The following is an 8,716-nucleotide window of genomic DNA, read 5'->3' as shown; positions in this document are numbered from 1 at the left end:
GGTCGGCCTCACGCAGGGCACCGCGCACCGGATCCTGCAATCGCTGATCGCCGAAGGGATGGTCGAACAGGACGAGCAATCGAAGCTGTACCGGCTGAGCGTCGACTTCTTCGCGCTCGCCGCGCAGGCCGGTAACCCGAGCAGCATGCGTACGTTGTGCCGCCCCGCGTTGTTGCGGCTGTGCGCGAGTCTCGGCGAGACGATCTTCCTGCTCGTGAAGAGCGGCTTCGACGCGGTGTGTCTCGACCTGTGCGAAGGGCCGTTTCCGATCCGCTCGTTCACCGGCGACATCGGCGGGCGCATCGCGCTCGGCGTCGGGCAGGGCAGTCTCGCGATCCTCGCGTTCCTGCCCGAAGCCGAACGCGAGGAAGTGATCCGCTTCAACGTGCCGCGCATTCGCGGCTATGGCGTGCTCGACGAGGTGTACCTGCGCACCGAGATCGAACGCGTGCGGCAGCTCGGCTACGCGGGCCGTAACAGCGGCGTGCTCGACGGGATGGCCGGCGTCGCCGTGCCGATCCTCGATCGCACCGGGTATCCGGTGGGCGCGCTGAGCGTCGGTACGCTCGCGTCGCGCCTCGGCGACGACCGGATGCCGATGGTCGTCGAACTGCTGCGGCGCCAGGCCGGGACGATCGGGCCGCGCACGAATCCGTTCGACGCCGCGCTGCGGCGGCCGATGCACGGGCTATCCGGGAAAACCGTATAGACGCATCACGCGTCGCCGTTTCGTCAGCTTGCTTACGCGAGCCATTCACGTCTGAGCAAAGCGCGCCGCGTCCAGCGGACTTGCGTGCTTTCGTTTCTCTTGCAGCGGCGCATCGTCCCCGCTCATCTCCCCGCCATTCGATTTTCAACTGCCGCTCAGTTGAACATTTCATTTCTTGATGTGATTGCGGCTGGATACCATCCAGCGACTGTCTATACAACCTGATCGGGCGTATGGGCAGGATCAAAAAAACACAACACATCGATGAACAGGTTTGGAGAGGAGAAGACGGAGATGGTGCGAATGAAGGGTGGGAAGACGGGCGCCGCAGGCGTGGGCGCAGCCGTTGCAATGCTGTTTGCCGGCGCCGCGCACGCGCAGTCGACGGTGACGCTGTACGGGATCGTCGACGCCGGCGTGACCTACACGAACAACGCGAAGGGCCATGCGTTGTGGCAATTCACGGGCGGCAACGAATCGGGCCCGCGCTTTGGCTTGATCGGCACCGAGGATCTCGGCGGCGGCCTGAAGGCGAACTTCCGCCTCGAGAACGGCTTCAACGTCGCGAACGGCGCGCTCGGGCAGGGCGGCCGGATGTTCGGGCGTTCGGCGTGGGTCGGCCTGAGCGGCGCGAACTGGGGCGCGGTGACGCTCGGCCGCCAGTACAACTCGACGCAGGACATCCTCGGCTCGCTGCAGATGAGCAGCTTCCTCGCGCAGTACTCGACGCACCCGTTCGACAACGACGACATCAACAACACGTTCCGCACCAACAACGCGGTGAAGTACGTGTCGCCGACGATCGCGGGCCTGCAGGCGAACCTCGTGTACGGCTTCTCGAACTCGACCGGCTTCGCGAACGACAACAGCTGGAGCGCGGGCGTCACGTACGTGAACGGGCCGCTCAACGCGGGCGCCGCGTATGCGCGCGTGAACCATCCGGCGGTCAGCACGAGCGGCGCCGTTGCTTCGGATAACTACTATCCGGCGTCGGAATCGGTGTTCGGTGCGAGCCTCGGGAACGCGATCCGCCAGCAGATCTGGGGCGCGGGCGGCAGCTACGCGATCGGGCCGGCGACGCTCGGCCTGCTGTACACGGGCTCGAACTTCGGGCAGGCGACGGGCGGCGCGCTGCGCTTCAACAACTACGAAGGCAGCCTGCGCTACATGATCACGCCGGCGCTGATGGCGGCGGCCGGCTACACCTATACGCAGGTCGCGCGCGCCAGCGACAGCGGCCACTACCACCAGGTATCGGCCGGCCTGCAGTACCTGCTGTCCAAGCGCACCGACGTGTACGTGAACGGCTTCTACCAGAAGGCGTCGTCGGGTGTCGGCCAGGCGTGGATCGACGGCACCGACAGCGCGTCGTCGACGACGTCGCAGGTGGCGGTGGTGGTCGGCATCCGCCAGAAGTTCTGATGTTCTGACGCACACGCGCGTCTTCCGGAGGAGGCACTCATGAAACTCAAACTGTTGCTGGCGGCGTTGCCGTTCGTCGGGATGTATGCGGGCGGCTCGCTCGCCGAGGTGCGGCCGCTGCTGTTCGGGCTGCCGTTCCTGCTCGTCTGGAACCTGGTCTGGATGGCGGCCACCGCCGCGATCCTCGCGATCCTGTTCCATCTCGACGAGCGCGACGCGGCCCGCGCCGGCCGCTCGGGAGACGCGCGATGAACGCATCGATCATCATCATCGCGGCGTTCGCCGTGTTCGCGCTCGCGATCGGCGTGATGGCGCGCCGCGGCCGCAAGCTCACGCTCGAGCAGTGGGCGGTCGGCGGGCGCGGCTTCGGCTCGCTGCTGACGTTCCTGCTGATGGCCGGCGAGGCGTTCTCGACGTTCTCGTTCCTCGGCGCGAGCGGCTGGACCTACAGCAAGGGCGTGCCCGCGTTCTACATCCTGTCGTACGGCTGCCTCGCATTCGTGATCGGCTACTGGATGCTGCCGGCGATCTGGCGTTACGCGAAGGAGCGCGGGCTCGTGTCGTTCGCCGACTACTTCGCGGCGAAGTACGACAGCCGAGCGATCGGCGTGCTGGTGTCGGTCGTCGCGGTGTTCGCGATGGTGTCGCTGCTGATGATCCAGTTGCGCGGGCTCGGCGTGATCGTGTCCGAGATGTCGTACGGGCTGATTCCGCAAGCGGCCGCGATCTGGATCGCCGCGACGCTGATGGCGGTGTACATGGTCGTGTCGGGCATCCACGGCTCGGCGAGCATCGCGATCTTCAAGGACGTGCTGATCCTCGCGATCGCGATCTTTCTCGGCCTGTATCTGCCGATGCACTACTACGGCGGCCTTGGCGCGATGTTCGCCAGGATCGACGCCGTGCATCCCGAACTGCTGCGCATGCCCGAGCACGGCTTCAACCTGAGCTGGTACAACTCGACGATCCTGCTCACGTCGCTCGGCTACTACCTGTATCCGCACGGCTTCACCGCGATCTACGTCGCGAAGGACGAGCGCGCGCTGCGCCGCAACGTGATCCTGATGCCGCTGTACCAGGTGCTGATCGCGTTCCTGTTCCTCGTCGGCTTCGCGGCCGTGATGACCGTGCACGGGCTCGAAGGCGCGCAGACCGATCTCGCGCTGCTGCGCCTCGTGAAGCAGACGTTCCCCGCATGGTTCGTCGGCATCGTCGGCGGCACGGGCCTGCTGACCGCGCTGGTGCCGGGCTCGCTGATCATGCTGAACGCATCGACGACGATCGCGCGCAACATCTACCGCGAAGGCTTCGCGCCGAACGCGACCGACCGCGAGGTGACGCGCGTCGCGCGGATCGCGCTGCCGATCTTCACGCTGGTGGTCGTCTACTTCGTGCTGCGCGGCGGCGCGACGTTCGTCACGCTCGCGATCTTCTCGTCGAGCCTGCTCACGCAGCTCGTGCCGATGCTCGCATCGAGCTTCCTGAAGCGGCCGTTCGGCACGCGTGAAGGCGCGTTCGCGGGCATCGTCGCCGGCGCGATCGTGATCGCGATGACGAACTACTATGGCGTGACGCTCGCGTCGCTGTTCCCCGGCGCGTCGAACACGCTGACGTCGATCAACCCCGGGCTCGTCGCGCTCGCGGTGAATGCGCTGGTGTTCATCGTGATCAGCGCGGTGCAGCGCAAGCTGAAGGCGCGGATCGCGGCGCCGGTCGGTTCGGCGTGATCGTTTTTCATGGATGAAGATGGCACGAGGCCGCCGGGCGGCAACACAATCAATCGAATGACAACAGGACACTGTGCGATGACTACCGAGGACAAGCGGGACGACAACCGCGAGGCGATCGACACGCTGATCGCGAACGGCTGCGTGATCACGATGGACCCGCAGCGGCGCGTGATCGAGCATGGCGCGGTTGCCGTGAAGGGCGATCGTATCGTCGCCGTGGGCAGCACCGACGAACTGCAGGCGCGCTACCGCGCCGCGCGCACGATCGACGCGCGCCGCAAGGCCGTGCTGCCGGGCCTGATCGATGCGCATGCGCATGCCGGCCACGCGATGCTGCGCACGATCGGCGGCGCGGACGGCGATGCGTGGTCGGCCGCGGCCGAGACGATCTACACGCGTGCGTCCGACGAAGCGTTCTGGGAGGCCGAATCGCACCTTGCCGCGCTCGAACGGCTGAAGGCCGGCGTGACGACGGGTGTGTCGCTGCTCGGCGGCGGCAACTCGATCATGCGCGTCGACGATCCGGTCTATGCACGGCGCCATTGCGATGCGGTCGTGCGCACCGGTACGCGCTCGATCGTCGCCGTCGGCCCGTCGCGGCCGCCCGCGCCGCGTGCTTATACGCACCACACGCCGGACGGCAGCGACACGCGCGACATCGATTTCGACACGATGTATGACGTGTGCGAGCACATCATCGACGCATGCCACGGCGATGCCGATGGCCGGATCCGCATCGCGCTCACGCTGCCCGTGTACGGGCCGGAACACGATCCCGAACTCGCACGGTACGAGCGCGATTTCCGCGACCAGGCCGCGCGCTACGGCGCGCTGGCGCGCGAGCGCGGGCTGACGTTCACGCAGGACGGCCACCGCGCGGGCACGCTCGCGTTCGCGCATCGCGAGCTCGGCTTGCTCGGCCCGACTTCGTTCATGTCGCACAGCATTGACCTGACCGACGACGATATCGCGGCATGCGTCGAGACCGGCACCGCGATCGTCCACAACCCGAGCGCGATCATGTCGATCATCGGGCGCTGCCCGGTGCCCGAGCTGATCGATGCGGGCGTGACGGTGGCGATCGCGTCGGACGGCGCGGCGCCCGATCGCGGCTACGACATGTTCCGCCACATGTGGCAGTGCATGCATTACCACCGCCGTCATTTCCGCGACCCGGACCTGCTGCCGCACGGCAAGGTGCTGGAGATGGTGACGATCGACGCGGCGAAGGCGCTGTCGGTCGATCACGAGGTCGGTTCGCTCGAAGCCGGCAAGCTCGCCGACATCATCCTCGTCGACCTGTTCCGGCCGCACATGATGCCGATGAACATGCCGGTGTATCGCGTGACGTGCTTCGCGAACGCGGCCGACGTGTGCATGACGATGGTTGGCGGAAGGGTGCTGATGGAGGACCGGCGTGTGTTGTCGGTCGACGAAGGCGCGGTGCTCGAACGGGTGAACGAAGTGGCGGAGATCACGATCGAGCGCAGCGGGTTGCGTCATTTGCTCGACGAACCGAAGACGCTGTGGGGGCGGAGCCGCTATTGATTGACAAAAGTTGACACGGCGGGAAGAACTCCTTTCGGTGGTGCGGCACTAATGAATTCCCCCATCGCCCGGAGCAGACACACATGAAATTCAGGATTCCTCTCGCCGCTGCCGCACTGATCCTCGCCCAGGCCGCATGGGCCGCAGGCCCCGCGCCGACGAAAACCTGGACGATGAGCGCAATCCCCGGCGATCGCGCGGCGAGCGACGCGTTCGCCGCGATGAAGAAAGGTCACGCGGTGCCGGCATGGGTGACGAACGGCACCGAATCGCCGGGAACCACCGTCGTGTTCAGCGGGCACGACGTCTACGTGATGACGGCCTGCAAGCCGCACAACTGCGGGTCGGAGCGCATCGCGGTGCTGTACGACCCGCAGAAGAAGGTGATGTACGGTGTGCTGTCCGTCGCAGGTCCGAAGGAGGGCGCCGAGAAGCTGACATGGCTCAATATCGGCGGCGGTAGCGAATCGATCGACGGACGGACGATCTTGTATGCGGCGCTGACGGGTAGCCTCGAGAACCACCCCGACGCGTTCAATTACAAGTGACGCCGGCCGATTGACGGGCGGTCAAGCATCAATCGCGGTCGCTGCCCGAACGGGCCGGCCGATGTGAAGCAGGGGCGTCGCGCGATTGTGCGCGGCGCCCCTTTTTGCTGGCGAGGCTCGGTCGGCATGCAACCGCGAAGGTCAGCGACGGTAGATGAACTCCAGATCGGTTGAATCGCCAACCTTGAAATCGTACGTACCGACCCGCTGGAAACCGGCCTTCTCGTAGAAGGCGATGGCCTTCGCGTTGCCGGACCACACGCCAAGCCATACCGGGCCGGGCCGTTCCGTGGCCAGATAGTCCAGTGCGGAATCGAACAACGCGCGCCCGGCGCCGGTCCCTTGCGCCCCCCGCCGAAGGTAGATCTGATGGATCTCCCCCGAACCGTCGGCAACCTCCGGGTGCGGGAGCTTGCACGGCCCCGCGTGCGCATACCCCACCAGCCGGCCGTCGTCGCTTTCGGCGACCCACGTGCGGCACTGGGGATCGTTGAGCTGGCCCGTGACCGCTTCTACCGAATAGGTTCGGGTCTCGTACGCAGCCAGATCGTGCGGCGGGTAGTCGATATTGAATCCGTCATGCAGAAAGGTTTCGCGAAACGTGTCGCGCTTCAATTCGGCAAGCAGGATGGCATCGGACGGGGTAGCAACGCGGATCAACATGGAGAATGGCTGGGTTCGTGGGTCGGGCAGACAGTTTATCCCGGTTGCCGAGAGGCTTGCGGGCGCCGGGTTGACCTGCGTGCGAGCCGTGCCACGGGCGTCTGCGCCCGAACCTGATCGACCGCAAGGCAATCGTGCCGATGCCGGTGGTTGACCGCCGACGGACATGCTAGGATTTCCGACAAACAACTTCGGAGACTGCCATGCCGTTCATCTGCGAAAACGTTGCATGCCGCGCCGTGCTGGCTCGCGGGCAGGTCAGGCCCCATCAAGAGGACTCTGGGTGGTGTTTCTACTGCCCGGACTGCAAAACGAGGAATGAGTTGATGTATGTCGACGTGGCCGGTGGCGCCGTCGAGCTGGTTCAGCCGGAGCGAGCCAGCCCTCCGCACAAGGTCGTTGCAACGGCCCGACCACTGCAGGATGGCAAATACGCAGCGCAGTTGAGCGTTCAGCGGGCGCTTGCCGTGAGGGGAACGTATGCGGCCGAAGAACACTGGGATGAGCTCGGTGTATTCGGCGACGCGCAAGAGGCCGTCGCACATGCGAATTCTTTCGCAACCGACCTGTTGCAGCGAGCAGCATAGTCGACATTATTCGGTGAGCGAAGAAGAGGCGTCGCGCATTCATGCGTGACGCCTCTTCGCGTTGTCCGCTCCCGCCCGTCAGTTGTAGATATCGAACGAGAAGTATTTCTTCGAAATCCGCTGGTAAGTCCCGTCCTGGATCAGGCTCGCAAGCGCCTGGTTGATCTGCGTGCGCAGCGCGTCGTCATCCTTGCGCACGCCGATCGCCGACCCCACGCCGAGCGTCTTCGGGTCATGCAGCGGCGCCCCCGCGAATTCGAAGTTCGCCCCCTTCGCCGTTTTCAGGAAACCGAGGTCGGCCTGCACCGACGATTGCAGCGACGCGTCGAGCCGCCCCGACAGCAGGTCCTGGTAGACGAGATCCTGCGTCTGGTACGTGCGGACGATCACGCCCTTCGGCTCCCAGTACGTGCGCGCGTAAGTCTCCTGCGTCGAACCCTGCTCGACGCCGACGCTCTTGCCCTGCAGCGACTCGGGCGTCGGCTGCAGGTTCGAGCCGCGCCGCGCGACGAGCCGGGGCGGCACGTTGTTGATCTTGTCGGTGAACGCGATCTGCGCGAGGCGCTTCTCGGTCACGCTCATTGACGACAGCACGCCGTCGAACTTGCGCGCCTTCAGCGCCGGGATCATCCCGTCGAACGCGTTCTCGACCCACACGCAGCGCACCTTCATCCGTTCGCAGATCGCATTGCCGAGATCGATGTCGAAGCCGACGAGCTTGCCGTCGGGCGCGAGCGATTCGAACGGTGCATAGCTGGGGTCGACGCCGAGGCGCAGGACCGCCGGGTCTTTCGCGGCGGCGGCGCCGGCCGTCAGCGCGAGCGCCACGGCCAGAACGAGCTTTTTCATGTCTGTCTCCAATACCGATTGATGTCGTTTGTTTTGAAGCGAACCAGCGGCCGATGGGCGTGACTGCCCGCGCCCGGCCATGCGCGGGCGGCTGGACGAGTGCCGAAGGCGCTCGCCCGGATTCGAAGGGAACGTTATCGAGCGGCGCCGGTGATGCGCGCCATGCTGTGCCGGTAGCCGGCGGGCGAGAACGCGGCATTCAGCGCGGCCATCGCGGCGATCACGCCGAGATGCATCCACCACGCGATCGCGAAGCCGCCGCCCGCGTCGCGCAGCCAGCCGATCAGCCAGGGGCTCGCCGCGACGGTCAGGAAGCCGACGCCCTGCACGAAGGCGGCGAGCGCGCCGGCGAGCCGTGCATCGGGCAGGTGGTCGAGCGTGACGATCAGGCTCATCGAGAAGAAGCCGCCGAGACCGAGGCCGACGCTCGCGACCCAGAACCACGGCGCGACCGCGGGCAGCGTCGCGAACCCGATGAAGCCGGCCGCCTGCAGCGCGAGCGTGAGCCACAGCACGGCGCGGCGGTCGGGCGAACGTTTCGCGATCATCGGCATCGCGAGTGCGCCGGTCGCCTGGAACAGCGCCATCCACGCGAGCAGGTTGCCGCTCGCTTGCGGACTCATGCCGATGCTGCGGTAGAACGCGGGCAGCCACGCGACA

General features: G+C 66.2%; 9 protein-coding genes and 1 pseudogene. 7 read left to right on the top strand and 3 right to left on the bottom strand.

What is annotated here, in order from left to right; all coding sequences use genetic code 11:
• The 6 genes from G3N93_RS27920 to G3N93_RS27895 all read left to right on the top strand — a co-directional run.
• The coding region (locus G3N93_RS27920; RefSeq protein ID WP_206134412.1) for an IclR family transcriptional regulator at positions 1-709 on the top strand (709 nt) is incomplete at its 5' end.
• 294 nt (positions 710-1,003) lie between these two features.
• Positions 1,004-2,131: a porin gene (locus G3N93_RS27915; protein ID WP_174938537.1), complete on the top strand. Its 1,128-nt coding sequence runs from the start codon at positions 1,004-1,006 to the stop codon at positions 2,129-2,131.
• A gap of 39 nt (positions 2,132-2,170) precedes the next feature.
• Positions 2,171-2,383 carry a DUF3311 domain-containing protein gene (locus G3N93_RS27910; RefSeq protein ID WP_174938448.1) on the top strand — a complete coding sequence of 71 codons (213 nt, stop codon included), beginning with the start codon at positions 2,171-2,173 and terminating at the stop codon, positions 2,381-2,383.
• Complete coding sequence (locus G3N93_RS27905) at positions 2,380-3,858, top strand: sodium:solute symporter (RefSeq protein ID WP_174947218.1); 1,479 nt, start codon at positions 2,380-2,382, stop codon at positions 3,856-3,858. The genes G3N93_RS27910 and G3N93_RS27905 overlap by 4 nt, the downstream gene beginning before the upstream one ends.
• A gap of 78 nt (positions 3,859-3,936) precedes the next feature.
• The gene (locus G3N93_RS27900) at positions 3,937-5,409 is read left to right on the top strand and encodes an amidohydrolase family protein (protein ID WP_206134411.1); all 1,473 of its coding nucleotides are present in this window, start codon (positions 3,937-3,939) and stop codon (positions 5,407-5,409) included.
• Positions 5,410-5,492: 83 nt separating this feature from the next.
• The gene (locus G3N93_RS27895) at positions 5,493-5,957 is read left to right on the top strand and encodes an Ivy family C-type lysozyme inhibitor (RefSeq protein WP_206134410.1); all 465 of its coding nucleotides are present in this window, start codon (positions 5,493-5,495) and stop codon (positions 5,955-5,957) included.
• Positions 5,958-6,098: 141 nt separating this feature from the next.
• On the opposite strand, the gene G3N93_RS27890 is transcribed toward G3N93_RS27895, so the two are convergent.
• Positions 6,099-6,620 (bottom strand): GNAT family N-acetyltransferase, encoded by a 522-nt coding sequence (locus G3N93_RS27890; RefSeq protein WP_206134409.1) that lies wholly within the window; start codon positions 6,618-6,620, stop codon positions 6,099-6,101.
• A 203-nt stretch (positions 6,621-6,823) separates the two neighbouring features.
• Here G3N93_RS27890 and G3N93_RS27885 point away from each other — a divergent pair, with 203 nt between their 5' ends.
• Positions 6,824-7,207: a hypothetical protein gene (locus G3N93_RS27885; RefSeq protein ID WP_011356063.1), complete on the top strand. Its 384-nt coding sequence runs from the start codon at positions 6,824-6,826 to the stop codon at positions 7,205-7,207.
• A gap of 78 nt (positions 7,208-7,285) precedes the next feature.
• On the opposite strand, the gene G3N93_RS27880 is transcribed toward G3N93_RS27885, so the two are convergent.
• The gene (locus G3N93_RS27880; protein WP_174938463.1) at positions 7,286-8,056 is read right to left on the bottom strand and encodes an ABC transporter substrate-binding protein; all 771 of its coding nucleotides are present in this window, start codon (positions 8,054-8,056) and stop codon (positions 7,286-7,288) included.
• A 134-nt stretch (positions 8,057-8,190) separates the two neighbouring features.
• Positions 8,191-8,716: pseudogene (locus G3N93_RS27875) on the bottom strand (MFS transporter); the annotation flags it as partial.

Source organism: Burkholderia sp. Se-20378, assembly GCF_017104665.1.
GTDB lineage: Bacteria > Pseudomonadota > Gammaproteobacteria > Burkholderiales > Burkholderiaceae > Burkholderia > Burkholderia lata.
The sequence above is the reverse complement of the archived record's forward strand: the minus strand, read 5'-3'. Positions and strand labels throughout refer to the sequence as shown.

Bases quoted from the DNA above. Each gene is read 5' to 3' on its own strand.
- G3N93_RS27915 (WP_174938537.1), top strand. From the start codon at position 1,004: ATGGTGCGAATGAAGGGTGGGAAGACGGGCGCCGCAGGCGTGGGCGCA.
- G3N93_RS27910 (WP_174938448.1), top strand. From the start codon at position 2,171: ATGAAACTCAAACTGTTGCTGGCGGCGTTGCCGTTCGTCGGGATGTAT.
- G3N93_RS27905 (WP_174947218.1), top strand. From the start codon at position 2,380: ATGAACGCATCGATCATCATCATCGCGGCGTTCGCCGTGTTCGCGCTC.
- G3N93_RS27900 (WP_206134411.1), top strand. From the start codon at position 3,937: ATGACTACCGAGGACAAGCGGGACGACAACCGCGAGGCGATCGACACG.
- G3N93_RS27895 (WP_206134410.1), top strand. From the start codon at position 5,493: ATGAAATTCAGGATTCCTCTCGCCGCTGCCGCACTGATCCTCGCCCAG.
- G3N93_RS27890 (WP_206134409.1), bottom strand. From the start codon at position 6,620: ATGTTGATCCGCGTTGCTACCCCGTCCGATGCCATCCTGCTTGCCGAA.
- G3N93_RS27885 (WP_011356063.1), top strand. From the start codon at position 6,824: ATGCCGTTCATCTGCGAAAACGTTGCATGCCGCGCCGTGCTGGCTCGC.
- G3N93_RS27880 (WP_174938463.1), bottom strand. From the start codon at position 8,056: ATGAAAAAGCTCGTTCTGGCCGTGGCGCTCGCGCTGACGGCCGGCGCC.